We start from the raw sequence: 25,624 nt of genomic DNA, 5'->3' as shown, positions 1-25,624 counted from the left end.
TCAAGGTCAGATTCATGCAGCTTATTGTCCGCTAAAACAAAAAAAACCCGCCGAAATGGCGAGTTCTTTATTTCATGTCTATCAATCTCATATGTCATAAAAATTAGCGAGTATCGGCTGAGCCGCCTTCACTATTTTCTGTTTTCTTTGTACCTTTACTCTTGTATGGTTTAGGAGAACTACTAGCGCGTCGTTCGCCTGCTTGCCAACGATTCCATCCTTTTTTCCCCGTACCTCTTCCTGTTCCACCCTTACCTTTTGCCTTACTCATCCAATCACTCCAGCTCTATTCCTATGTTATGCCTGAACTATACAGGAAAAATAGCGATAAGTACAGTAAAGACAGGAAAAATAGCGATCTTGCTTCCCCTGCCAATCTATGAAATTTGTATCCTTCTATAGCTGTTCTATCACCTTAGAGGCAGTCTTCTCCCCATTCGCAATACAGTCTGGAATACCAACCCCGTAATAAGAGCAGCCCGCAAGCATAACACCTGGATAATGCGCTGACATCTTCTCTTCGAGTGACGTAACCAGCTCATGATGCTTACGGTGATAATTCGGCATTTCTTCATGCCATACTCTCACATTATGAGTTACGGCAGATTCAGACATACCGAGACTTTTCCGTACATCTTCTGCTGCTACTTGCAGCAGTTCTTCTTGTGTCATATCCTTCATTTGTTCGTAGGCTGGATTCACACTTTTATAAAAGAGTCTGACTAACAGCTGACTCTTCTTCGAAGTATGTTTCCATTTGCGGCTCGTCCAAGTGCAGGCATTGCAGATGAGATCGCTGCTCCCGGAAGTGATAAATCCAGTCCCATTCGCAGGAAGCCGCTCGTCCGGCACATCATATCCGAGATAGATACTGATTATCGATGAACTGCGCAGCTGCTCAAAATCCCGATTCAGTTCTTCATGCTGAAGCATCTGTTGTACTGCCTTATGGGGCGCAGCAAGAATGATCTGATCTACGCTGATATCTTCTCCATCGGAAACGGAAACCGTATAGGTTCCTTCCTGCGGTCCATGAACGATTTTGGTAACGGCCGTATTCTTGCAGATGGTTACATCCGTCAGTTCTCGCTCATAGGCATCAATAAGTTCAGCCATCCCGCCTTCGAAAGATAAAAATTTCTTACCTTCTTTGGGACCTTTCAGCTCGTTTCGATGAGCATCAAGTCCACGTATGAGACTTCCATACTCATTTTTATAATCCAATAAATAAGGCATCGTTGATGCAAGGGTCAGTTCATGAATATCTCCAGAATACACGCCGGAAATTACCGGAGCAATCTGTTTCTCCACAAACTCCGCACCAAGAAATGCCTCAAGAAAATCCCCAAGCGAGTCCTGTTTTGTAAATGACTCGTTGGGCGTGTAAAGATCTTTCAAAGCTGCAACTTTTCCTTCGGCAGATACCAGCGTGGTCTGGGCAAGAGACTCAATGCTCATCGGGATCCCAAACATCGCATCTTCCGGAATCTGCTTGAGCTCTCCATCCGTGTGAATGAAAGAAGTCCCTGTCTCGTTATAGACAACTTTTTCCTTGAGCTTCAACTCTTCAATTACATCGAAAATATGTTTTTTACGAGTGACAATGGAATCTGCACCTGTCTCCATCGTAAAGCTGTCATCGTGTGCAGTGCAGATCTTACCGCCCAGCTGACGATTCGATTCGAGTAAAATAACACGAACAGCAAGATCCCCTTTTTCAATTTCTTTTTGCAAGGTATATGCTGCGGACAATCCGGTAATGCCGCCTCCAATTACAGCTATCGTCTTCACAACTGTTCACCTACTATATCTGAAGTATATGGTTATTTAACTTATAAATCATGCAATAAAGTATACCATACCCTTCCTGTTGCTTCTTATGACAAAACGTAATTGAATACAAAAAAACATCTGCCAATCCTATAATGTTGATTGCCTTTCATCAACGTAAGGAATAAACAGATGCAGACTCTCTATATGAATCTATGCTCTATGTGAGCATTAAAAGCACAGTGTATAGTATTCCATCTCTCCACATGGAATTGCCGGTGGACCGGACCAGGCTTACGATAACGATGAACTATATAGTCACACGGCACTGTCATTTTGCAGCAATGATAGCCGCACCGATGACAATGACTGCCACTCCGATCCAGCGGTTCAGGGGGACACTTTCCCCAAAGAAATACCAGGCTGCCACAATCCCAATCGCATAAGCAAGGCTTTGCAGCGGATAAGCTAAACTCAGCGGCAGACGGGACAGAACAATAAACCATAGCCCCGTAGCCAAGCCATAGAACAGGATACCGAGCAGGATCAGTGGCGAGAACAGGACCGACAAGAAATTGCTGAGGTGAATGCCACCCTGCTGTTCAAGGCCCATCTTCCAAACAATCTGGCCAGAGACGAGTAGTAATATATTGAGTAACAACACGGCATAGGCCATATTATCGGATCTCCTCCCTGCTTGGATCATGAGGGGGAACAACATCACGGTCTAAAGATGAAGGGCAAACTTGGTCATATGAGTGTTTCAGAGACAGCCCGGGGGATTGTGAGAAATCCGGTATGGCTATCCCCTGCTTCTCTTCTTCAGCTATAGTTATTCCCTGTGCCTCTGCTGCTTTCTCGACCTGCTTTTCCAGCTTTTGAATGCGTTCTTCCGTAAGCCCCAGCGTTTGTGTCAGTACGACGACCCGGTTCGTAAGTGAGGATACGGTGATCGTCAGGTGCAGCAGAATGAACAGTATAGCAACTACACTCAGTAAATAAAGCAGCGACGGAGCATAAAAAATACCAATTCGTACCGCCAGCTCGTCCAAAATGGACGGAAATAAAGATAAAACCATCATGATTGCGCTCATCAAAAGCCAAAGTAGCGCGTACTGCTCCTTTAATTTTCGCTTGCGAATTAAATATAAAATCGTAGTGGCAAACGCTAAGCTGATACAGAAGCTGACGAAGTAAACATTAAGATTCATAGCCATGTTCCCACGCTCTCTTTTTCATGGTTTTCATGAGCAAGACAGATAGGATCACCTTAGACATATAGTACACGGATTTCATCGCCGATATGCTTGATACCCCGCCTTGACGTTCCTTCATGATGACAGGAATCTCAGTAAAGGTGAGTTCCCGGTTATATAGTAGCATCAGTGCCTCTACTTCTGGGTAGTCGGTCGGATACTCGCGGGCAAACAGGGAAATCGCTCGTTTTCCGCAGAAGCGATAGCCTGAAGTTGGGTCAGTTACGGTCTGCCCGGTGAGCCGAGTCAAAAGGGCGGATAGCAGACCGATGCCCATTTTGCGGGCAAAGGTCGACTGAAACCCTTCCTTTGTAATAAAGCGAGAACCAATGACCATGTCAGCTCCCGTCTCGAGTATCGCATCCAGAAGCCGATTGAGATCACTCGGATTATGCTGTCCATCACCATCAATCTGCACGGCATAATCATAATGATGTTCAGCCGCATAGCGGTAACCCGTTTGCACAGCTCCGCCGATGCCCAGATTACAAGTTAAATCAATAACGCTCGCGCCAGCAGATTTTGCGATCCGACTGGTGTCGTCACTTGATCCGTCATTGATGACAAGCACGTCCACATAGGGGATATCTTGACGAATCTGCTGAATCACTTGCCCAATGCCTTCCGCCTCGTTATAGGCAGGAACAATGACAAGCACTTTGAGCGAAGAATTATGAATTGTTGGTCGATCCATCATAGATAACAGCTCCTTTCTGTGAATGTGAAGGTCTTACGTATTTATTCCAGAACCAGCGTAGGATCGCAACGCCGACCACCGTATCCAGCATAATGATCAGTGGCATTGAGGTGTAGTTATATCGGTATTCCGGTACGAAAGCTAAGCGTGTCACTGTCATGACCACGAGAATCAACGTAAGCAGCGTAAGCGGCTTTCTCCACTTTCGAACAACAGCAATCAAAGCGACCGGACAAAAATATACAAGTGCTAAATGAAGCATACTGCCGAGCGGACTTGGAAGCACACTGTATATCGGGGTATGACCGCTGCCAAAATACATATTTGAGTAGATGTATTTCAATTTTCCAACGGTATACCATTTTACAAACGTCCATGTGTGTTCAGTAAAACCGACCTTCAGTCGCTCTTTTGCGACCTCCATTTGGGTTTTACCGTGACGGTCAACCAGTCCATCATCATAGTTTTTATCTGGATAAGTACCCGCCGCAAAGGGATTAACCTGTGTAGAAGCAATAACGACCTCGTTCAGAGTCACGATGTTGCGGATCACCCAAGGTGAGAGAACAACCCCCGTACCAATGCAGGTGAACAGCAGTAATTTCAGCGTGAACTTGAAGTTCTTTTTCCAGAAGTAATAAAACACATAAACCGCTGGGATTAGAATCAAAAATTCCGGACGCGTAAGCACAAGCAGTCCCATTGCAGCACCGCTAAGCAGAGCGAGAGTTCGTGTTTTTTTCTCAAACGTCGAAAGCTGCAGGCGGATATAAAGCATGAGGAAAAAGCATGCCAGCACCTCCGTGAGCACCGCGCCGTTACTCCAAATGAATGGAGGATATACAGCGCTTATGAGCAGCACAATGATCGAAACCGTTTGACCCGCAAGTTTTCGGGCAATGGAATAAATCAGCCCCAGGGTAACGAGGCTAATACCGACCTGGATATATCGAATGTATGGAAAAGGATCATTATTTTGATAATCAACCATCTTATAAACCGCCGCCATAAAGAGCGGATAACCCGGCGTAACCTGGGCGTTTGGCTCCGTATCTTTATAAGCATAGATTCCATCTTCCAGCAGCTGCCGAACCATAATGTCGTAATTCACCGTATCATGCGATACTTTATGATTGACCGATACGAGAAAGTCCAGTCTTAAAAAAGTAGCCAGTCCGAAAATCAATACAATCATCGTTATTAGCAATGTTTTTTTATGTGTAAGCATCTTAGACGCCATCGTGTCCATTCCTCAGTCTTGCTCCTTCCTGAAGTAATATATCAGAGGCACCAGTTCATCGAAGGTACTTGATGTCCTCTTGCTAAAGTCAAGACTACAAGACAGTTCTTAACGGTTCTTATCTAAATGCTTAACAAACTCTTAAGTTTTTCATTGATTTATTTAAAATAGCCCTTAGGCTATTCCAAGATGGGCAGCCGAGTCTCGAACACAGTCTGTCTAGGCGAGCTTTCCACGGAAATTTCGCCCCCATGCACATCGAAGATACTCTTTGTGATCGCAAGTCCGAGGCCCGTTCCGCCCGTTTCTTTTGAACGGGACTGTTCGACGCGGTAGAAACGTTCGAAGATATAAGGAAGGTCCCGCTTGGGAATAGGTTCCCCATAGTTACAGATACGTACAACAACCTGTCCATCTTTTTTTTCAATGTAAATGTCTATATATTTACCGCTGCTTGCGTACTTAATCGCGTTAGAAATAAGGTTTTCGTATGCTCGCACAAGTTGGTCTCCGTCAGCCTTGATCATCATCGGGTGATCTGGTACATGCGTTCGAATGGTCATATTCGCCTGCTCCAGACTCGGGACAAATTCCTCAGCCAGCTGCTCAATGAGTCCTGTTACATCCAGTTCACGTAAATGAAGAGGCATGCCGTTGTTAATACGGGTATATTCAAATAGATCATCGATGAGTTTTTTGAGGCTAAGTGATTTTTCATACGCGATATTCATGTAATAGCGAAGTTCCACCTCGTTCGTATAACGGTCTTTATCAATGATTTCTAAGAATCCGAGTATGGAAGTAAGCGGGGTTCGAAGGTCGTGGGAAACACCAGTAATTAAATCGTTCTTCGTTTTCTCCGCGTTTCGCTCTTCTTGAATGGAACGGTTCAGCTGTTCGCTCATCGCGTTGATACTCTCTGCAATCAGGCCAAGCTCATGTTTTTCTCTAACCGGAATCTCGTGGTCAAAATTCCCCTTAGCGATTTTCGCAAGCCCTTGATTAATCTCCTCCAGATACGTATGAATCTGTTCAGACACGCTGTTGATGTTTCCTGCGATTGTACCCAGTTCATCAGAAGCCTTCACCTTTACAGTCGTATGAAGCCGGCCGTCCGCCATCTCCTCAAGAACGTTTGCAAGTTCCTTCGCACGTAAGACAAGCGGACGGGTTGCAAAGATATATAAGGTGATAAAAAAGGCAGTTCCAAAAATAAGAATGGTATTTTGAGAGCCAACATGGTTGATGATCCACGCTAGGGGCACGTTATAGGGACTCAGTTTGATAACATAGGAAGCGAGCAACCCCCCAAGCAGAACGAACAGCAGTGTGAGTCCCATGCATCCAAGAAATATGGCAAGGAATTTCCAACGAATACTGATGTGTACTTTCGTATTCATATCCCTTACATCTCCTTTGTAGATCTCATTTTGTAGCCGATGCCCCAAACCGTTTTAATGTAAGCGGGATGCTGAGTATCCTTCTCGATCTTTTCGCGGAGCTTGCGGATATGTACCATGACCGTATTTTTCGAGTCCATGAACGGCTCGTTCCAGACTTCCTCGTATATTTTGTCCATGCTCAGAACAATTCCCTGATTAACGGCCAGAAGCTTTAAAATATCAAATTCGCGGGGCGTCAGCTTTACTTCCTGATCCCCCACCGTCACGGTATGAGTAGCGGTATTAATCACAAGATCGTCAATCACGATCTCATCCTCGCCCGAATCACTGCGGTTATTGAGCATTTTGTACCGGCGGAGCTGTGATTTAACCCGGGCGACCAGTTCAAGCGGGTTAAAAGGCTTAGTAACATAATCATCCGCACCGATGCTCAGGCCTGAAATTTTATCCATATCCTGACTTTTTGCAGACAACATGATAATGGGAGTATTGTTTTTCTCTCGTATTTTCATGCATGCTTGAATCCCGTCCATCTGTGGCATCATGACATCGAGAATAATTAAATCAACTGGGTTGTTGCGCAGTACTTCGAGGGCCTCCACCCCATTGAATGCCTTAAATATTATGTATCCTTCATTCTTTAAATAAATTTCAATGAGTTCGATAATTTCCTTTTCATCATCAACAAGTAAGATTGCTTCTCTGGACATGCTGTTTTCACACCTCTTTGAATATTCTAAAATCTAAGATTATGCTTTAATAAATAGCATTATAAACCAGAAACCTTAATATTACGGTCGTAAATATCTTAATATTAGCTTAAATTCCTGTTGATGAATTCTCTTTAGAATAAGCAATCTCACGCTTTTTATACAGTTAATAGGAAGTTAGATGAAAACAGAGGTATCGCTGAAATCAAAGGTTATCTATTTAATAACAAAGGAGATACATCCTATGGATCAAGAGGAGAATTATCGTCCCGTCATTGCCCTTACCGGCGCATCGGGAAATATTGGCCAGTACCTAATGACCGAACTTCAAAAGAATTACGATATCATCGCAATATCCCGAAGCAGAGGTCACCATATAAATTCGGAGCATGTCACTTGGTGTGCTTGTGACTTCTTCTCCTATGAAGATGCAGAAAAAGCATTGCGCGGAGCAGACTATGCCATCTATCTGATCCACTCCATGTTGCCTTCCGCTAAACTGACTCAAGGCAGCTTTGAGGATATGGATGCGATTTTGGCAGAGCTTTTTGCCAGAGCAGCCCAGCGGAACAGTGTGAAAAAAATCGTATATGTAAGCGAAATGATTCCGCCGGAGGTAGAAAACAAAGACGTATCCCGTCACTTGCGAGGCAGACTTGAAGTAGAGCGGATCTTAGGCTCGTATGATATTCCTGTTACTACCCTTCAGGCAGGGCCGTTTGTTAGCCCGTCTAGTTCTTCTTCTCCAATTACGGGTTTAGCGAAAAAATCAATGAAATCAGATGTGAGATCTATACAGCGGATCTGTTTACCGGAAGGGAAAAATGCACATTGGGTTCTGCACTATTACATAGAGTGGCTGTCACGTATTACGAAACCGTTCATTCGGATTTCAAGAAGTGAAGATCAGATTGTCCGCATTTTTCTTAGGGCCACAAGAGCACCACTTCTCGAACTCACCTATGATAAAACGAAAAGTAGTCCAACTTATGCTTCGTACCGAATTTCAAGCGGAACCTTGGTTAATAGGCAGGAAGTTCATAATGGGAGACTTGAATTTTTACAGTTGCCCAATTCGAGAGAATGTATCGTAGCGATTCATGATTATGTACCTTCATTACCTTGGTTTATCTATAAATATACTCAGGCCAAACTTCATCTGTGGGTTATGAAAGCTTTTGACCTTCACCTTAAGCAGCTTAGCAAACATAGCAAATAATGCCCTTCGGATCATCTACCGTTTATGTTTGAGTAATGTCGGATCGGGTATCTATTATTATATCGAAATCATCGTTAACCATTTTAAGGAGGTAATTCAGATGCAACAACAAACTGGAGATAAAGTACGTAATCAAGAGGATAACAAAAACAATTCCCTCGAGCAGCAAGAGAAAGTGAAAAAACATGAGGATATTGAGCCTCAAGCGGAGAACTGGAACCCTCGTGACCTTCCTAATCCGAACAAAAAGGATTAATTTATATTTTAAGTAGTCATTCAAATACAAAAGACCGCACTAATCTGTGCGGTTTTTTTGTCGTTGTTTTACGCAGCACTATCATATTCATGCTCTATAAAGATGAAACAGCTATGTATTTTGGTGTAACCATTTTATGTTATTTATTGTTTATATCTTAAGATCATGTTATTTACAGCGAAGGGTGTTGGGTTTTATGAACAAACGAGATCATCTGGAGTATAAAGCAGCAAGAATGAATCATCAGGAAGATAATTCGTTCACGTTATCTGTTAATCATTTTCTGTGGGGGCTTTTCATTACAGCTATAGTTATTGGTTTAATGTACTATTTTGGGATTCCAGTTTTCGGCTTGGGGATATCCGCAGCTTATATATTGATCATTAATATGTTGCTCTACTTCATTGCCGCGATTATAGGAAAAAAACTCGTACTCATTTTATTCGAAATAAAAATATTAGTTAAATGAGTTGCCAATTTTTACATATTAATGTTATTTTATATAAACGAATATACATATCACATAAGTTAGGAGATCAAAAAATGCTGAACAATGATCCATATGTTACACCTGAAAGAGATACTCCACCAGAGGCTCCCATTGTAAGCGTCAAAAGTTGGATGCTTGTTACTTTTCTGGTGGCTATCCCTATTGTAAATCTCATATTTTTATTTATTTGGGCATTTAGCAGTAGCACTAATCCAAACAAGTCTAATTTTGCAAAAGCATCCTTACTATGGATGGCTATCGGGATTGTTATTTATATTGTAGGCCTCATTGGAGTATATTATCTTGCTATTAGAAGCAATTAGTTCTACCCAAATAAAAATCCCCCAGTCCTATAAGGACTGAGGGATTTTCTGCAATCTGCACTATATCAATACGTAGTTTACGCCATAATTTTGCAAATATCATTAGTGAAAGCAACAGGGTCTTCGACCTGCAATCCTTCAATTAGAAGCGCTTGATTGTACAATACGCTTGTGTACACAGCAAACTTCTCTTTATCGTTCTCAAATGCTTGTTTCAGTGAGTTGAACACTTCATGGTTTGCGTTGATTTCCAGCACTTTATCAGCTTTCACTTGCTGTCCATCTGCATTTGGCATGGCATTCAGCACTTTTTCCATCTCAATAGTGATTTCCCCATCAGCAGACAAGCAAACCGGATGAGATTTCAAACGTTTGGAAGCTTTGACTTTTTTCACTTTACCGCCAAGTAACTCCTGCATTTGTTCGAACAATTCCTTGTTCTCGTTTTCCTTCGCTTCCGCTTCCTGCTCATTCGCATCCGCTTCAAATCCAAGGTCACCGCTCGATACAGAACGGAACTCTTTCTCCTGGTAGTTCTGAAGCATCTTGATTGCGAACTCATCCACATCATCTGTGAAGTACAGAATTTCGTATCCTTTATCGGCTACAAGTTCCGTTTGCGGCAAGCGATCGATACGCTCTACAGACTCACCTGTTGCATAGTAAATATACTTCTGATCTTCCGGCATACGGGATACATATTCAGCCAGGCTCACAAGCTTCTTCTCTTTAGAAGAGTAGAACAGGAGCAGATCTTGAATATCACCTTTATTCATACCGTAGTCATTATATACACCGAACTTCAGCTGTCTGCCGAAGGACTCATAGAACTTCACATAGTTATCGCGCTCATCCTTCATCATGGATTGAAGTGCGGATTTGATTTTGTTCTTGATATTTTTCGCAATCAGTTTCAGCTGACGATCATGCTGCAGCAGTTCGCGGGAAATATTGAGTGATAGATCCTCGGAGTCTACCATCCCTTTCACAAAGCTGAAGTAATCCGGCAGCAAGTCACCGCATTTGTCCATAATTAGAACGCCGTTAGAGTATAGTTCAAGACCTTTTTCGTACTCTTTTGTATAGTAATCAAACGGCGTTTTCTCAGGTATAAACAGGATTGCATTATATACAACCGCACCGTCTGCACTGATATGAACGTGTTTCAGCGGTTTGTCGAAACCATAACGTTTTTCAAAATAAAAGTTCTCATAATCTTCATTTGTGAGCTCATTTTTATTTTTACGCCAGATCGGCACCATGCTGTTCACGGTTTGTTCTTCAGTAACTTCCTCGAACTCGTTCTCTGCATCTTCTTTCGGCTTCTGAGTCTTCACATCCATCTTGATTGGATAGCGGATGAAATCAGAATACTTCTTGATGATGGTTCTGAGACGATACTCTTCAAGGTATTCATCGTAAGTATCTTCTTCTGTATTCTCACGAATGTGAAGAATAATGTCGGTACCTACGCTGTCTTTCTCTGCTAATTCAATGGTATATCCATCTGCGCCTTCGGACTCCCATTTGTAAGCCTGCTCGCTTCCCCATGCTTTCGTAATCACGGAAATCTTGTCAGCCACCATGAATGCAGAGTAAAAACCAACCCCGAACTGACCAATGATATTGTGTCCGTCCTTCAGTTCGTTCTCGTTCTTGAACGCAAAAGAACCGCTGTTCGCGATGATCCCGAGGTTATTCTCCAGATCTTCTTGCGTCATCCCGATTCCTGTATCGGAAATTGTTAAAGTGCGGTTTTCTTTGTCCGCCGTAATTTTAATAAAATAGTCTTCGGACTGGAAAGTCAGCTGATCTTCCACCAAAGCTTTATAGTACATTTTATCAATCGCATCACTTGCGTTAGAAATCAGTTCCCGCAAGAAAATTTCTTTCTGGGTGTAAATGGAGTTAATCATCATTTCAAGTAAACGCTTGGATTCCGCTTGGAATTGTTTCGTTGCCATGAATAGTCTCCCTTCGACTCGTTAACCTATTTTAGCACTCTAATAAAGAGAGTGCTAAGTCTTCCTTTTATATACCATATTCCATTTTTTAATGTCAAGTTTCAGGACTGATTATAAATTTGAGACCAACCTTCGTCTAGATCCACAAGTTAAGTAGGAAGGATATTAAAAACCAAAATGTTTTCTTACAATATTGCGAAATTCCACTCGGTCAATCTCTGTTTTCTCCACCTGACCATTCACCCTCTCAGTAAACGAAGTATCGGTTAAGGTTATAATCCCATTATCCAGGAATTTGGTGATTATTGGTTTTTTATTGAATTTCGCTTCAGGGTGCTCAATGTTGATTTTCTGAACCTCATTTAACTCTGATAGGTCCATAATGGGGTTTTTGGAATCAAAAGCATAGCCATATGTCCATTCCGTATCCTTGTCCTTCAGTTTCATACAAAAAATAAAATCACCGTGTTCGCTTTCAAAATTAATAACTTTGAATTCCCCATTTTGAGAAGTTACCTTTTCTCCATTTAATGGAACCATTGTTAGTGGTGAATTCCCTCCAAATCCAACATCAACTAGTTGTACATTATCGTTGTAAGTGAGCAGGATAGCGACATGGGTTTTACCTAGATTGCTCCAGCTTTTACTGCTATAGTCATATCTCAAACCACGAATTAACTTAGCATCAAAGCCATTTTCAGTTAAGAAAAAATAAAACAATGAATTTAGTTCATAACAAAGTCCACCTTCATTTTGGTGAATTATTTTATTAATTAAATTGTCCTTCGTTATTTCTTTCGTCAATTTATTTATAATATTTAAATTCTCAAAAGGGATTGTCTTTGCTGTTTTTTCAAGAATAGCGTTTAGATCATCATACGAAATGCTATTCACCAAAGGTATTCCTAATCTTTCACAGAATAATTGACTAAAATTCAACATCTAGATGGATCCCCCTTACATAATGATCTCTTAATTGAACAACCCTCTTTTGCTTTTGTGAGACATGTTGACTTTTATTTTACCACTTACCGTCTCTATTAGTTTCTCAGTAGCAATTTCACGTTGCAAATTTTTACTAGATCTTCACACAATTTAAGCATCTTATTGACATAACGGGTACGTTCTTTACCTCCACGGATCGGTTTCTCAGCAATAGATATCATTCCATATAAATTCGGGCTGCTACCGTAAGACAAAAAAACCACTCCAAAGCAAGCCTGTTTTTTTATTATGAAACACTTCGCTTTACCACTTTAAAATACTAGTTGATTGATGTAGTAAAAATTGTTATATTCTGAACAAATGAACTTATCATTTACCCATCTTCCCATACGTAAAGGAGACTTACCTATGTCTATCACCCAAGTTATTGATGCTCAGCTTGAAGCTTACAATGCCCGTGATATTGAAGCTTTGCTCCGTACTTATCATCCCAATTGCGTTATAGAAGATGCTTCGGGCAACGTGCAACAAACGAACAGAGAAGAGATTCGCGCTAGATATACGAAGACATTTGAAGTTAGTCCTGAGCTGCATGCGAAGATTCTGACTCGGATTGTAAACGGTCCTTATGTCATTGATCATGAAGAAGTCAGCGGACATAGCGGAAGAACGGATCTGCTGTATGCTGTTCCTGTCTATCGTGTTGAAGATGGTCTGATCACACATGTACGTTTCATTGGTTAATTCATCGAATTTGAAATAAAAATAAAAAGGTAAGTCCCCAATCATAATGGATCAGGGACTTACCTTTCTTTATAAGAATTCTGAATTTCATATGGTAGTTGCTAGTGTCCTATATGTTCATCCGGCGCAATGAATTGATAGGAACTAAGTAGAACAAAAAAGATTGTCATTACAATTAAAGAAATTCCAATCCATTGATAGAAACCTTTATTTGACGAATCCTTTTTCGACTTCACAATGAAATAGATACCCATAGCTAAAAATAAAATAAGTAAGGGAATCACGATAATCATACATATACCCTCCTTTTTTTCCATTCTATACTAAAAACCAATAATTTACTGAATCAATTTCATAAACTTACCTCTTTTGCTCTCTATCTCTGGAAATAATATACTTAATGTCTATAGATATTTTCTGACTAATCCTACCGAAGATCTCGAAAGGGGCATTGTTCTAATGAAATATAACTATCTAGGTCAAAGTGGACTTCAAGTCTCTCAGCTTGGTCTTGGCACGAATTCTTTTGGTAAGAGAGCGGATGAACAAACCTCCGCCCGTATTCTCCATCACGCCATCGATCATGGCATTAACTTTATTGATACAGCCAACATTTATGCTGGGACCGAATCAGAACGAATCATTGGACAAGCACTGCAAGGGAAGCGCGATCAAGTCGTACTTGCTACAAAAGCAGGTCTTGTCAAAGACGATAAGCCTAATGGGCGTGGATCTTCCCGTTATCATTTACAGCTTGAGCTGGAGAACAGCCTGAGACGACTCCAAACTGATTATGTGGATCTCTATCAGATTCATACCTTTGATCCTAATACACCTCTGGAAGAAACACTGCGAGCACTCGATGACATGGTAAGTTCCGGTAAAGTACGCTACATCGGCGCTTCTAACTATGCTGCTTGGGAGATCATGAAGGCACTCGGCATTAGCGAAATGCGGAATTATGTGCGCTATGTATCTACTCAGACGAGTTATTCCCTTGCAGATCGTACGCCTGAACTTGAACTCGTACCGATGTGTCTTGACCAAGGTGTTGGTATTATCCCTTACTTCCCGCTTGCAGGGGGAATTCTAACAGGGAAATATACAAGCAAAAACAGTGCTCCAGCTGGTTCCCGTGCCGAGACGGATCCGAACTTCAACCGGTTCCTAGAAGAGCATAATTTGGAGCTTGGACGTAAAGTAAGTGATCTTGCCGCTTCTCATGGTTACTCCCCGAGTGCTCTATCCGTTGCGTGGCTCATGAACCGCCCAGCGGTATCTACGGTTATTGTGGGTGCGACAAAAACAGAGCAGCTAGACGATAATATCAAAAGCCTTGAGATTGATATGAATTCAGATCTCGGTGCTGAACTGGATCAGATCAGTGAGCCGTTCATTCATGCCAAGCCTTTTGCAACGTACCGTATTTAGGTAGATCTGCACAAAGTGCGTTTGAAATTAGAATTTTATTCAGAAAAAAAGTAACCTACTCCAGTGAAAACTAGCGAGTGGGTTACTTTACTTTGGTTATGTATAACTCCGGGTGAATCTAACGAATGAAGTGATTTTATTTGATACATGGTTTTGCCTGCCCTCAAGTTATTAAAGGGTTAGTGTTCTTCAACAAACAATCCCAGTTGCTCGATTAACGGTATTATGGAATCAATTGCGCATCCAATCTTCCTTTAGATATCTTCCCTCTTCATCGCGGAAATGAGGATTATATTTTGTGATTGCGTACTTATACAACTTAGTCAACTCTCCTTAATAATTTAATTGCCAGTAAAATACATTTCATGTTATGTTTATGAGAAATTTTTCTGCTGGAGGCTAGCAATATGACCCATGAAACTAAAGAAAAGATCATGCTCACGATTCCAGAATCCTTTGAAAGTAGAAGATTGATCATCCGTGCACCTAAATATGGGGATGGCGCGGCCTCCTATGAAGCAGTCCAGGAAAGCATGGAAGAATTACGGCCGTGGATGCCATTTGCAAATGATCAGCTTACCGCAGAAAATTCCGAGATCAACATCAGGCAGGCACATCTGAAATTTTTAGAGCGTTCCGATTTACGGCTCATGCTATTCTCCAAAGAAAATGGACAATTAATTGGAAGCAGCGGGCTGCACCGGATTGATTGGGATGTTCGTAAATTCGAAATCGGTTACTGGCTTAGAAGCTCCTATGCAGGACAAGGCTATATGAGCGAAGCTGTAGAAGCAATAACAAACTACGCAATTCGTGAACTCGCGGCTAACCGGATCGAAATTCGCTGTGACGCAAGGAATGGGAAAAGCGCGAGGGTAGCCGAGCGGAATGGGTTTGTCCTTGAAGGAATTTTACGCGGAGACAGTCTGGATGTCTATGGGAAGTTGTCGGATACGATGGTTTTCTCAAAAATACGAGGGAAAGAATTTTAAAGATTTCCCCCGCTAAGTAGAACATGAACTCAATGATGGTAAAGCCGTATTTAGTGAACCCATCGCCAATGACTTGAACTGCACCTCTATGTTAGACGCTTCTAATAAAACGGTGCAGTTTTTTGATAGTTATATTTGGTCCATCACTATAAATTCCCTGTCCCTGCTAAGGAAGGTTTGTCCCTTTCGAAACCCAGCCTTCTCATATACTTTCATAGCTCGTTCATTGAATGTGGCAACAACGAGTTGTAATGACGAATGATTCGAAAGATGACGGATGAATGAAAGGCTCTCTTTTAAAAACAAACCGCCCTGCCCGTTGCCTGTCAGGTCAGGTCTCATCCCTAAGCCTATATCGATTTGCTGTTCATTATTGTAGATTCCTGCTGCATATCCTCCCGGAACTCTCGCCGCTTCTCCTATACAAATAAACCCGATAAGTTGCTCTTCTTCATCTAGTGCGACATAATAGCTACCGTCCATGAGTTCTTCCAAGGTCTCTTCAACATCATCCATGTTGTACAGCGAATAAGGTTCAGGATACGTCCAAGTGGCAATGGCTTTAGCATGCTGATGGCTCATCGGTATAAATTTCAAATTATTCATAGGTTTGACCATCCTTTACATCCACGCGGAGCGTATTTTAATAGTAGTCACTTGTACTTGTTGTCCCACTCTTGTTTCCATGTTCCATAATCCATTCCCGAAAACTCATCCAGTGTCCGCCCATCTAGTGAATACACCCATCCATCTGTAGGATCATCAAGGTCAGGTAAGCTGTACCCGCCAATCACCTCATTCTCCGTCTGCATTACATATACGATCGTTTGGCCCTTAAGGTTGGAAGGGGCTTGATCTAACGAATGATTCTTCACATAGAATTTAGAAGTATAAATTATTTTCCCGATATACGAAGCGGCATCGACAGATTGAACACTCCAATACATTTGATGCGGCAGCTGTGTCAGATCTTCTTTTTCAAGCCTACGTTCATAAACTGTGTCTTCTTGCCGAATGATTTCATAGCCTTGTTCTATTAGAAATTCACTAGCAAGGGAGTCTACCTTATGTAATCTGTAATTACTGCATGCCGTGGTCAAAAATATCAAAACGATTAGTAAAGTGAGACTTCTTATTCTCAATTGTCCGCTCCTACATATTTCTGAAGAGACTTGAATATGAGGAGTAGCAACTCACAACATACTTTCCATAGGACGAACAGAACACCAAAACCAATTGCACCTGCAACAAAACCAAGAAGAACATGATCTCCCCCTGTAGTCGTAGTTTCATAGTGTAAATAGTTCACTGACCGTTACCGGTTCAACCTTTTTCGGTATGGCTTTACCAGGCTGCTCAAGCTCCTCTTCATTCTGCTGTACCATACGATTCCTCTCCTTTCCTGATTCAAATCTCATATTCCATTATTATACATTCATATTATTGAATTGGAATTAAAACCCATAAAAAAAACACCCTTGCAAACGGGGCGTTTATCTTTATCACTATCTTATTATGCGTTTACCTTCCTTGCGGATGAAAGGATTTAAATACTCATTCCTCTATATAAAATCTCATTGAAAATGTAAATTCCGACTATAAGATGTGAAGGTATTTCAGACGATATAGTAATATAGGCCTTCATTATAGAGTTCGTTTTACCTACGAATATGGCGAACCTTTCACAAGAGCGAAACTAACGCGTAAACGTTGCAGGAACATTTCTATAACATGTGGTCCCTAATAAAAATCATCACCTAACGCGGGAGGAAAAAAGCAATGACGCAAGAATTAAGTGAATTACATAAAAGAAATGGACTTATGGTTAGATTGTTATGGATTTGTACTGCTCTTGGGCTCGCCGCAAGTTACCGAAGTCTAGATATCATACTCGCGATCTTGTACACAGCAGTTCCTGTAGCAGCAGTATGCACCCTGTTCTACCTTAAGAAGTGGTATGTGAAACAAACGATGTATTTTGTCGCTGTTGGATTTAATGTGATTTGTTTTACCTTCATGTATGCAAGTAAATCTCCCGGAGATTATGTCATTCTGTTGCTCGGACTAGTTCTCACCTCTCTTTATATGGATATGAAGCCACTGCTTCTCAACGGAATCATTGGACTCGCTGTGCTCATCTATTTCTGCTTTGCCATCTATGTTGGCGAAAATACACTAGGTATCAACGCTTATTATTTAGTCACTTGGCTTACCCTGCTCGGTCAAAGCACTATTGGAAAACGAATGCTGAAAAATATGAGATCCAGCATGCAAGCATCGGAACAGGCAAGACAAAAGATGGAACTGCTCATGACCGAAGTACGGCAAGTATCTAATGTAATCACTACGTCTGGAGCAGAACTTAACGAAAATGCCAATATGGCGGGAAAGATTAATAATGAGGTGCTGCTTGCTTTTCAAGAAATATCAACGGGAATGGAATCTCAAACAGGTAGTGTGTCTGATATTAGTTCTTCAATGCATGAGTTAAATGAATCCGTGCAAAGAACATCTGATGCCTCAAACACCACAAGTGACCATGCTCGTAAAGCCGCAGAGTTGACGAAGGATGGAAAGATTCAGGTTGCTGAGCTCAGTTCTTTGATTCACCTCGTGTCTGAAATCGTCGAAGATACAACGCTAATGATTGAAAAAGTAAATAATGAAAACAAGAAAATTGGCGGGATTCTTAACGCAATTCAGGAGATCAGCACACAAACGAACCTGCTCTCTCTAAACGCATCTATTGAAGCTGCACGTGCAGGTGAACATGGACAGGGCTTTGCCGTTGTTGCTACTGAAATTCGTAAGTTAGCCCAGTCTACCCAGCAGTCATCAGCCGATATTGCCGAAATTTTGTCCTCCATTCAGAAAGATGTGAGCAGTGCCGCCATACGTATTTCTGAGGGCAAAGAAGCATCGATGACAGGAGCGACTTCTACTGATATTATTGAAGCACTTTTCACAAATATTGACCTCAACACTACCGAAGTGATGGAGCAAGCTGTTCACCTGCAAAATCTCAATAGTCAGCTGCAAGAGGCTTCTGCTCGAATTAATGACGAACTAAATTCAGTATCCTCTGTGACGGAGCAATCCGCTGCTTCTGTAGAAGAAGTGCTTGCCAGCGCTGAATTGCAGCAGGAACGAGTTACTAATATGGTGGAGAGTATAGTAAAGCTCAATGAAACGACACAAAGTTTGAATAAGGTTTTGCAGGGATAATTGTGTTGATGAATAAGAAAAACTCTTTCCACGTTATTTGCTTGGAAAGAGTTTTTTTCATGTAGGCATTGCGCAACCGTTGAATTAAATATATAAAAATATCTATTTGTTATTATCAAGATTCTATAGTTGTTCGATCAACAAAGTTTTGATTTTCTTTAATAATCATTCTTGCTAGACGGCGCCCTGCTCTCTTAAAGAAAAACTCATCAGCGAATTCGTTTGAATCAATTGGCGAGAGTTGGTTAATAACTCCCTTTTTTTTATCATATTCAATTTTCCCCATCGAAATTTCATTTGGTCCATAAAGATACACTACTTTTTCTTCGTCCTCAAATTCCTTTAACATCAACACAAAAACTGCCATAAATCTCACTCCTCATAGTTTTTCTCCCAATCCCACGGTCTCCCAGATTCTATCGTTTTGTCATGCGCTGTTCTATAGTTGGTATGGAATATACCTTCAAATTTCGATTCGAAAATTTCGTGTTGTAATAATTGTATATCAGACTCTATTTGCTTCCCATCTATTAATCTTTGCCATGCTTGAGCTAATTCGTAATCCGGTTCAAATCTGCCTACTCCATGATCCTTTATATGAGAGTTAATAAAAACATGCTCTTTAATCCTTTGTACTCTAGTAGTAGAAATTCCAGTATTTTTAGCAATCGCATAAACATCTTCTGTTCCTATACTCCTAAATTTTTCATACATTTCTTCAGCAATAGCTTCTTCCTTAAAGAACTGCTCTGGGGGTATGTTCCTTCCACCTGATTCAGCATACTGAATAGAATTCTTAGCCTCAGTATCACCTCCTGAACCGTCCAGATTATCATGTTTAGCGTGACTTTTCTTTAGAAGCTTCCCTATCGTTAAATAAGAAGCCGCCTGACTTGCTATATAGCCAGTATAATACCCTCTTCCGTTTTCTTCCTCTTTTTGCTTTATTTGTTCTAATAAACGTTCAGCATCCGATCGTGCAGTTCCTGTCCCCCAGGCATAATCCCATGCAAAGCGTGCACCTAATAATACATCGACCACTCTCCCAACTGTAAATGCATATCCAATATCATATACTGTTCCGAAGGGACTCTCCCAAAAACTCTTTACTGTACCAACTGCATCGTCAAAGAGCCCTACGATCGTAGCTCCTACCCCCTTAAGCGCAGAGGCAGTATAATCAACACCACTTTCTAGCTTTGCCTCCACTTTTGGAGGTAAGCTAGGCATAACGATCACCGATCCTCCTTCACCATCCGCTTCAGCAAAACTTCTGGCTATAAAGTTCAGCTGCTGGGCAATCGAAGAAATTTTTTCCATCGTCACACCCATGGATTGCCTGGCCGATAAATACTCTTGAAAAAACCGTTCTTTTGTCGCCCCTGACCAACCTTCTCTTATAAAATAAATTTGCTTGTCTAATTGACCGCACATCCGTTCCAGTTCCTGACGCTGGCTCAAGAAGTGTTCGACAACTTCCATCAGCTGGTCAGGTGAGACCATTATTTTCACCATAAGGTTTTCACTCTCACTGTTAGTTAAGGTGAATAAATTCTATCAAATAATGGAAAATATTGCATCGGCCGTTATTCCTTTAACTTCTATTCAATCTCTATCTTATGTACTTCATAAAAATGAAAATTCAGTGAATTAATAGATATGTTTTTCATCACTGACTCTACTAATCCACCTCCACGAGAAATATCTTTTCTTTAAATGCCCCTCGCTGATCCGCCTTATCTTTACGAATCTTATTTAGTTCCTCTTCACTAATGCCATGAACCGAAGCCAGTGCATAAATGACCTCTAGCATATCCGCTAATTCTTCATTAGCTAGTACATCTGTTTCCGCTTCTTGATATTCTCTATGTTCCTCTTCCAGCTTTGCTCTCAGCGCTGATTTGTAAGTTTTCTGGTCTAGAATTAAAGTCTTACATCGTTTCCCTTGAGATTGGATAATATTCGGAATTAAGTCCCTTATTAGCTTATTATAGGTTCGCACGTTTTATATCGGTCTCCTCTCGATCTCAATCTAACATTAATCTAACTCATGAAATTATTAAAACATGTTTCCTAAATATCCACTCATCGTACATATTATCAAGATTCTATAGTTGTTCGATCAACTAAGTTGTACTAGTAACTCTCCTTGCTTCATATGGACACCTCCATTTGGATGTTAAAAAAAATCACTTCTATTATAGATGTAACACAAAAACACAGAGAGCAATTTGGATAGTCTACACTTAGTTGGACAGAAAAAATAAGGGCTAGTAGAATGAAAAGAATACGATTTGGAGCGGATCTACTATGCCAAAGCAAAGACGCACATTTACAGCAGATTTTAAAAGACAAATGGTTCAGTTATATGAAAATGGAAAGCCAAAAGCAGCTATTGTGAGAGAGTATGAGCTTAGTCCATCTGTACTCGATCGATGGATCAAACAAGCTCAAACCTCAGGTTCGTTTTCGGAAAAAGATAACCGATCCACTGAAGAGAATGAGCTCATCGCTCTTCGCAAACGAGTTCAGCGGCTCGAAATGGAGAATGACATTTTAAAGCAAGCCGCGCTGATCATGGGACGAAAGTAAAGATCATTAAGCAAAACAGTGATAGATACTCGGTATCAGCAATGTGCGAAGTCCTGCAAATCGCAAGAAGCACGTTCTACTATGAAGCGAAAGAGAGAGATCACGAAGAGGCAGTGACTACGGCTATTGTAGAAATCTTTCATACCAATCGAAAAGCATACGGAACACGTAAGATCAAAGTCAAACTTAAGGAACAAGGATTCATCGTTTCCAGACGCCGAATCGGTCGTACCATGAAAGAGGAGGGCCTTGTGTCCACGTACACGATAGCGCAGTATAAGCCGCATAAGACCGCTTGCAACGAAGCAACAACTGCGAATGTGTTGAAACGTGAGTTCGATCAAACCGAAGCGAAACGCTTTGTAGTTAGCGATCTCACGTATGTCAGAGTTCAGCACAAGTGGCACTATGTTTGTGTACTCATTGACTTATTTAATCGCGAAATCATTGGACAAAGTGCAGGTCCCCATAAAGACGCTGCTCTAATTTCTCGTGCTTTCGCCTCGGTAGAAGGCAACTTGAGCGACATTCAATGGTTTCACACGGACCGTGGAAGTGAATTTAAGAATAGATTAATCGATGAGACTCTTACGACATTCCAAATCGGGCGCTCTTTAAGTATGAAAGGTTGTCCCTACGACAACGCCGTAGCTGAAGCCACCTACAAAGTGATGAAAACGGAATTTGTAAACCAAATGAATTTTCAAAGTCTTCACCATCTAGAGTTGGAATTATATGATTATGTGAATTGGTTCAACAAGCATCGCATCCATGGCACATTAGGATATATGACCCCAATTCAGTACAAAGCTGCATCCCTTAAAAAAGTTGTCTGATTTAATGTTGACAGTCCAATTTTTGCTCAACTGTGCTTTGGCTTTCAACGTATTAACTTAGCTCTAATTTATCTAACATCCGCTGAATTAACCATTTCAGTTTCTCATCATCCATTTTTCTCATACCATATTTTCTTACAAACTCCTGCATAATACTGAACTCCACTAGCTAAAGAACTAATAACTCTGAATGAAGTTTTTTATGTTGTCCCACATTTTCAAATGAGTTAAAATCAACAATGAGTTTATCTAACTCATCATAGTTAGCACTTGGATTAAAATAACATTCAAGAAAATACTTAAAAGTTGTAAAGTTCATTTCGTCATTCAAGATTATCCCACCTACTACTATTTAATGATTGGGAAGCTAGTTAGAATTCTAAATCCTACTATTATTTTCACCATAAGGTTTTCACTCTCACTGTTAGTTAAGGTGAATAAATTCTATCAAATAATGGAAAATATTACATCGGCCGTTATTCCTTTAACTTCTATTCAATCTCTATCTTATGTACTTCATAAAAAGGAAGAGCTTCCCTGATTTATACTCAAGGAAGCTAGTAATTTTTTTATATAAACATTTTATTGAATAAGTGCACGTCGTCTTTCAAGCTCTACATCCATCGCTGCCCGCTGATCATCCAGTTTGTAGAACCACATGGTAATTCCAATCAACAGACAAATGATTAGGGGCACCCAAATAAAGCAGATTTCAATATAGCTGAGTGCTGTTGTGTTTTGTGTAGCGTTGGGAACATAGCCCCCCATTTTTAGAACAACCCCAATTAAGAAACTCCCGAGTCCCAAACTTACTTTTACAAAGAAACCTTGAATCGCAGCAATCATCCCAGATATACTTTTATTCTTTTTATACTCTGAATAATCAATAATATCGGGCTGGATAGCAAATGTAACTCCGAAAATCCCGTAAATACCAAGTCCTGTTATCGCAAGCCCTGCTATCAGTAAAGAAGATGAAGATTTCCCGAAATAAATAAGCAAATCTCCCACAATGTAAATGACCGTGCTTAAAAGCAGTATATTTCTTTTCGACATTTTCTTTTGAAGCCAAGGTAAAATAATGAGCATAGGTAGACCCGATAAAATTCCGAATAGCCCAACAAAAGCAAGCCAGTCTTGACGGTTCAAATTATAAGTAAAATAATAAATTACGGTTGTATTTCGTATAACAAAAAGAGCAAAGTAGAGAAAATTCACGATAAAAAATATGGCAGCTTGACCGGTTAATCCTTTAAAGTCTTCTTTGAAGGAAGATTTTCCAGGATTGATGGTTGGTGGTACAACCTCTTTGGTACTCATAAAAGTAATCACAAATATGATAAGCGCCATGATGCCATAGATGCTCATTGTAATTAAATAACCTCTTTGATCATCACCTTGTCCAAAAAAATCTACCATCGGCATGGTAATCGACATGACTAATGCGGTTCCAAGTAATGCGCAAATCATTCTTGTCGAAACTAACCAGTTTCGTTCATGGTTATCTGACGTTAATCTTGGTACGATCGTATTTAATGGTATGTTAACAACGGAGTAAGCAATGTTCAGTAAGGTATACGTGACATAGGCCCATACAATTTTTCCAGTCATACTGAAATCAGGCACAATAAATGTCATAATCGTAAATACAGCAAAAGGAATAGCACCAATGATAAAGTAAGGCCTTCCTTGACCCCAGCGGGTATGTGTTCGGTCTACTAATAATCCCATGCCGGTGTCTGCAAAAGCATCAATTATTTTCGTTAATAACATTAATGTACCTGCAACTGCTGCTGTTATTCCAAAAACGTCAGTATAAAAGAAGAGAAGATAGGAACCCATTGTGCTGAACACAAGATTACATCCTAGATCGCCAATCCCGTACCCAATTCTTTTTTTCCACTTAGACATAATTTCACTCCGTCCCTACTAATCTATCGATGTCGCTTTCCCCTGATCTCATGAAAAAAGATCCCTGTGAACTAATCTATATTTTCGATAATCTTGATAACGTTTTCATATCTTGCTTTAAATGTTGATATACCGATTTATATACACGGTAATATTCATTATATTTTTCATGGTTTTGCGGGTCAGGCATAATCTTCTGATCCAGTACCTGCCACTTTTTCACATCTTCATACGATAAAAGGCCTGTGCCAATTCCGGCAAGCATAACATCCCCCATGTTGGCTTCTACATCATGAATCGGACAGACAACGGAATAACCCGTCACATCGGCAAAGATTTGTCTCCACAATTTTGATTTTGTTACGCCGCCGGCGATTATAATAGATTCACCTAAGTTCTCCCCCGTCGCTTCCATTGCATCACGCAATGAGAACGCAACCGCTTCCAGAAATGCACGGTAGATATGAGCCTTTGTATGTGCCAGCGTAAGTCCAACCATCGTTCCTTTTGCATCTGAATCCCAAATCGGGCTTCTTTCCCCCATGAAGTAAGGAAGAACGATAAGGCCCTCACTGCCAACTGGAATCGTAGCTGCTTGTTTATTCAATACATCATAGGCATTTTCTCCGCCATTTTTCTCGGCTTCCACTTCAAATTGGCACATCGTTTGACGGAACCATTTCACAATTGCTCCTGCTGTGGCACCGCCGGCAAAATAATAAGAAAGTCTTTGCGCATCATATAAATAAGGCCAGACAATGAGATTCTTTCCCTTGATTGGTTTGTCCGAAATTAACGCTGCGCACATGGAAGTTCCAATTGCCGCTGCGTAAATACCAGATTCAGATACACCAAGTCCAATATTCGCTGCACCACAGTCAATACCACTTGCAATCACTGGCATTCCTTCAGAGAGCCCCAGTTCAGACGCGGCTTCCTTTGTGAGCCCGCCAACAATATCTGTTGATTCCACGATTTTTTCCGGCATCATCGACATAGGAATTCCCATGGCATCCATCATTTCTTTAGACCATGTTCTGTTATTCATATTAAAAATACCGCCAATATTACCTGCGGACGAATAATCAATCGCAATGTTTCCGGTCAGTTTATAAATAACGTAGTCATTTGGAGGCAAAAATAATTTCGTTTTATTCCAGTTTTCCGGTTCATTATTTTTCATCCATAATATTTTGGTGAAGCCATAGTAAGGATCTGCTCCATTGTGGGTAATATCTAATAGTTTTTCTTCTCCAATCGTGTCTAGAACCCATTTGGTTTCTTCTTCTGCTCTGCGGTCCATCCAGATCATACAAGGTCTAACTGGCTCCATATTTTCATCTAACGGAATTCCAGAACCTCCATACAGACCGCTAGTCGCGATTCCGCGTATTTTTTCTGCTGGGACATTTGCCTTCTTCACTGTGTTTTTAATAGAAACCTTCGCTGCTTCGAGCCATACATCTGGCCACTGTTCAGCCCATAAAGGCCTCGGTGTAAGCACATCATATTCCTGTAAATCTTGGGCAATTAAGTTGCCTTCTGTGTCCATTAAAATGGTTTTGGTGCCGGATGTTCCAATATCTGTGCCGAGTAAATAGAACAAGGATGTCGCCTCCT

General features: G+C 40.9%; 29 protein-coding genes. 9 read left to right on the top strand and 20 right to left on the bottom strand.

Going from position 1 to position 25,624, the window contains the following annotated elements:
- Window positions 1-103 precede the first annotated feature (103 nt).
- From H9647_RS19120 to H9647_RS19085, 8 genes are all read right to left on the bottom strand, one after another.
- Window positions 104-271: a DUF3934 family protein gene (locus H9647_RS19120; RefSeq protein ID WP_191802957.1), complete on the bottom strand. Its 168-nt coding sequence runs from the start codon at window positions 269-271 to the stop codon at window positions 104-106.
- A 125-nt stretch (window positions 272-396) separates the two neighbouring features.
- The gene (hemG, locus tag H9647_RS19115; protein WP_191802955.1) at window positions 397-1,791 is read right to left on the bottom strand and encodes a protoporphyrinogen oxidase; all 1,395 of its coding nucleotides are present in this window, start codon (window positions 1,789-1,791) and stop codon (window positions 397-399) included.
- A 310-nt stretch (window positions 1,792-2,101) separates the two neighbouring features.
- Window positions 2,102-2,383 (bottom strand): EamA family transporter, encoded by a 282-nt coding sequence (locus H9647_RS19110; RefSeq protein ID WP_449867023.1) that lies wholly within the window; start codon window positions 2,381-2,383, stop codon window positions 2,102-2,104.
- A gap of 64 nt (window positions 2,384-2,447) precedes the next feature.
- Complete coding sequence (locus tag H9647_RS19105; protein WP_191802951.1) at window positions 2,448-2,981, bottom strand: DUF2304 domain-containing protein; 534 nt, start codon at window positions 2,979-2,981, stop codon at window positions 2,448-2,450.
- Window positions 2,971-3,723 carry a glycosyltransferase family 2 protein gene (locus H9647_RS19100; protein ID WP_191802949.1) on the bottom strand — a complete coding sequence of 251 codons (753 nt, stop codon included), beginning with the start codon at window positions 3,721-3,723 and terminating at the stop codon, window positions 2,971-2,973. Before H9647_RS19100 ends, H9647_RS19105 begins: the two co-directional genes overlap by 11 nt.
- Complete coding sequence (locus H9647_RS19095) at window positions 3,698-4,972, bottom strand: ArnT family glycosyltransferase (RefSeq protein ID WP_225229413.1); 1,275 nt, start codon at window positions 4,970-4,972, stop codon at window positions 3,698-3,700. Before H9647_RS19095 ends, H9647_RS19100 begins: the two co-directional genes overlap by 26 nt.
- A 170-nt stretch (window positions 4,973-5,142) precedes the next feature.
- Window positions 5,143-6,363 (bottom strand): sensor histidine kinase, encoded by a 1,221-nt coding sequence (locus tag H9647_RS19090; protein WP_191802947.1) that lies wholly within the window; start codon window positions 6,361-6,363, stop codon window positions 5,143-5,145.
- Between the two features lie 5 nt (window positions 6,364-6,368).
- Window positions 6,369-7,076 (bottom strand): response regulator transcription factor, encoded by a 708-nt coding sequence (locus H9647_RS19085; RefSeq protein ID WP_160033897.1) that lies wholly within the window; start codon window positions 7,074-7,076, stop codon window positions 6,369-6,371.
- Between the two features lie 244 nt (window positions 7,077-7,320).
- Here H9647_RS19085 and H9647_RS19080 point away from each other — a divergent pair, with 244 nt between their 5' ends.
- From H9647_RS19080 to H9647_RS19065, 4 genes are all read left to right on the top strand, one after another.
- Entirely contained in the window at window positions 7,321-8,295 is a 975-nt protein-coding gene (locus H9647_RS19080) for an NAD(P)H-binding protein (RefSeq protein WP_191802945.1), read from the top strand.
- A 100-nt stretch (window positions 8,296-8,395) separates the two neighbouring features.
- Window positions 8,396-8,551: a hypothetical protein gene (locus tag H9647_RS19075; RefSeq protein WP_191802943.1), complete on the top strand. Its 156-nt coding sequence runs from the start codon at window positions 8,396-8,398 to the stop codon at window positions 8,549-8,551.
- A gap of 196 nt (window positions 8,552-8,747) precedes the next feature.
- On the top strand, window positions 8,748-9,020 hold the full coding sequence (locus H9647_RS19070; RefSeq protein WP_191802941.1) for a hypothetical protein: 273 nt from the start codon (window positions 8,748-8,750) through the stop codon (window positions 9,018-9,020).
- A gap of 74 nt (window positions 9,021-9,094) precedes the next feature.
- Window positions 9,095-9,364: a hypothetical protein gene (locus H9647_RS19065; RefSeq protein ID WP_191802939.1), complete on the top strand. Its 270-nt coding sequence runs from the start codon at window positions 9,095-9,097 to the stop codon at window positions 9,362-9,364.
- 77 nt (window positions 9,365-9,441) lie between these two features.
- Here the strand turns inward: H9647_RS19065 and htpG are convergent, their stop codons facing one another.
- The gene (gene htpG / locus H9647_RS19060) at window positions 9,442-11,328 is read right to left on the bottom strand and encodes a molecular chaperone HtpG (protein ID WP_191802937.1); all 1,887 of its coding nucleotides are present in this window, start codon (window positions 11,326-11,328) and stop codon (window positions 9,442-9,444) included.
- Between the two features lie 165 nt (window positions 11,329-11,493).
- Window positions 11,494-12,270 (bottom strand): arylamine N-acetyltransferase family protein, encoded by a 777-nt coding sequence (locus H9647_RS19055; RefSeq protein ID WP_191802935.1) that lies wholly within the window; start codon window positions 12,268-12,270, stop codon window positions 11,494-11,496.
- Window positions 12,271-12,681: 411 nt separating this feature from the next.
- Here H9647_RS19055 and H9647_RS19050 point away from each other — a divergent pair, with 411 nt between their 5' ends.
- The gene (locus H9647_RS19050) at window positions 12,682-13,017 is read left to right on the top strand and encodes a nuclear transport factor 2 family protein (protein ID WP_191802932.1); all 336 of its coding nucleotides are present in this window, start codon (window positions 12,682-12,684) and stop codon (window positions 13,015-13,017) included.
- Between the two features lie 101 nt (window positions 13,018-13,118).
- Here the strand turns inward: H9647_RS19050 and H9647_RS19045 are convergent, their stop codons facing one another.
- The gene (locus H9647_RS19045) at window positions 13,119-13,310 is read right to left on the bottom strand and encodes a hypothetical protein (RefSeq protein ID WP_191802930.1); all 192 of its coding nucleotides are present in this window, start codon (window positions 13,308-13,310) and stop codon (window positions 13,119-13,121) included.
- A 166-nt stretch (window positions 13,311-13,476) separates the two neighbouring features.
- Here H9647_RS19045 and H9647_RS19040 point away from each other — a divergent pair, with 166 nt between their 5' ends.
- Together H9647_RS19040 and H9647_RS19035 are read left to right on the top strand one after the other, a co-directional pair.
- On the top strand, window positions 13,477-14,448 hold the full coding sequence (locus tag H9647_RS19040; protein ID WP_191802928.1) for an aldo/keto reductase: 972 nt from the start codon (window positions 13,477-13,479) through the stop codon (window positions 14,446-14,448).
- 407 nt (window positions 14,449-14,855) lie between these two features.
- Window positions 14,856-15,440: a GNAT family N-acetyltransferase gene (locus tag H9647_RS19035; protein WP_191802926.1), complete on the top strand. Its 585-nt coding sequence runs from the start codon at window positions 14,856-14,858 to the stop codon at window positions 15,438-15,440.
- A 129-nt stretch (window positions 15,441-15,569) separates the two neighbouring features.
- Here H9647_RS19035 and H9647_RS19030 read toward each other — a convergent pair whose 3' ends face one another.
- Genes H9647_RS19030 through H9647_RS19020 form a run of 3 tightly spaced genes read right to left on the bottom strand, consistent with a single transcriptional unit; the run spans window position 15,570 to window position 16,749 of the window.
- A complete protein-coding gene (locus tag H9647_RS19030; RefSeq protein WP_191802924.1) occupies window positions 15,570-16,046 on the bottom strand; it encodes a GNAT family N-acetyltransferase in 477 nt (158 codons plus the stop codon).
- A gap of 47 nt (window positions 16,047-16,093) precedes the next feature.
- Window positions 16,094-16,582 (bottom strand): hypothetical protein, encoded by a 489-nt coding sequence (locus tag H9647_RS19025; RefSeq protein WP_191802922.1) that lies wholly within the window; start codon window positions 16,580-16,582, stop codon window positions 16,094-16,096.
- Entirely contained in the window at window positions 16,579-16,749 is a 171-nt protein-coding gene (locus tag H9647_RS19020; protein ID WP_191802920.1) for a hypothetical protein, read from the bottom strand. The genes H9647_RS19025 and H9647_RS19020 overlap by 4 nt, the downstream gene beginning before the upstream one ends.
- 470 nt (window positions 16,750-17,219) lie before the next feature.
- Here H9647_RS19020 and H9647_RS19015 point away from each other — a divergent pair, with 470 nt between their 5' ends.
- A complete protein-coding gene (locus tag H9647_RS19015) occupies window positions 17,220-18,665 on the top strand; it encodes a methyl-accepting chemotaxis protein (RefSeq protein ID WP_191802918.1) in 1,446 nt (481 codons plus the stop codon).
- A gap of 115 nt (window positions 18,666-18,780) precedes the next feature.
- Here the strand turns inward: H9647_RS19015 and H9647_RS19010 are convergent, their stop codons facing one another.
- The 3 genes from H9647_RS19010 to H9647_RS19000 all read right to left on the bottom strand — a co-directional run bounded on the left by H9647_RS19010 (window position 18,781) and on the right by H9647_RS19000 (window position 20,667).
- Entirely contained in the window at window positions 18,781-19,032 is a 252-nt protein-coding gene (locus H9647_RS19010) for a hypothetical protein (protein ID WP_191802916.1), read from the bottom strand.
- A 5-nt stretch (window positions 19,033-19,037) separates the two neighbouring features.
- On the bottom strand, window positions 19,038-20,180 hold the full coding sequence (locus tag H9647_RS19005; RefSeq protein WP_191802914.1) for a WXG100 family type VII secretion target: 1,143 nt from the start codon (window positions 20,178-20,180) through the stop codon (window positions 19,038-19,040).
- Between the two features lie 166 nt (window positions 20,181-20,346).
- Window positions 20,347-20,667 (bottom strand): nucleoside triphosphate pyrophosphohydrolase, encoded by a 321-nt coding sequence (locus H9647_RS19000; protein WP_191802912.1) that lies wholly within the window; start codon window positions 20,665-20,667, stop codon window positions 20,347-20,349.
- A 308-nt stretch (window positions 20,668-20,975) separates the two neighbouring features.
- On the opposite strand from H9647_RS19000, the gene H9647_RS18995 reads away from it, so the two are divergent.
- A protein-coding gene (locus tag H9647_RS18995; protein WP_404822640.1) for an IS3 family transposase occupies window positions 20,976-22,093 on the top strand; the annotation gives its coding sequence in 2 pieces (ribosomal slippage) (window positions 20,976-21,222 and window positions 21,222-22,093; 1,119 coding nt in all).
- A gap of 169 nt (window positions 22,094-22,262) precedes the next feature.
- Here H9647_RS18995 and H9647_RS18990 read toward each other — a convergent pair.
- From H9647_RS18990 to H9647_RS18980, 3 genes are all read right to left on the bottom strand, one after another.
- Window positions 22,263-22,424 (bottom strand): hypothetical protein, encoded by a 162-nt coding sequence (locus H9647_RS18990; protein WP_191802907.1) that lies wholly within the window; start codon window positions 22,422-22,424, stop codon window positions 22,263-22,265.
- 251 nt (window positions 22,425-22,675) lie between these two features.
- Window positions 22,676-24,004, bottom strand: coding sequence for an MFS transporter (locus tag H9647_RS18985; protein ID WP_191802905.1), 1,329 nt, complete (start codon window positions 24,002-24,004; stop codon window positions 22,676-22,678).
- A gap of 76 nt (window positions 24,005-24,080) precedes the next feature.
- Complete coding sequence (locus H9647_RS18980; protein WP_191802903.1) at window positions 24,081-25,610, bottom strand: FGGY-family carbohydrate kinase; 1,530 nt, start codon at window positions 25,608-25,610, stop codon at window positions 24,081-24,083.
- Window positions 25,611-25,624 lie beyond the last annotated feature (14 nt).

Source organism: Paenibacillus gallinarum (assembly GCF_014836635.1).
Taxonomy (GTDB): Bacteria; Bacillota; Bacilli; order Paenibacillales; family Paenibacillaceae; genus Paenibacillus; species Paenibacillus gallinarum.
Note: the sequence above shows the minus strand (reverse complement) of the source record. Positions and strands in the feature narration are given on the sequence as shown.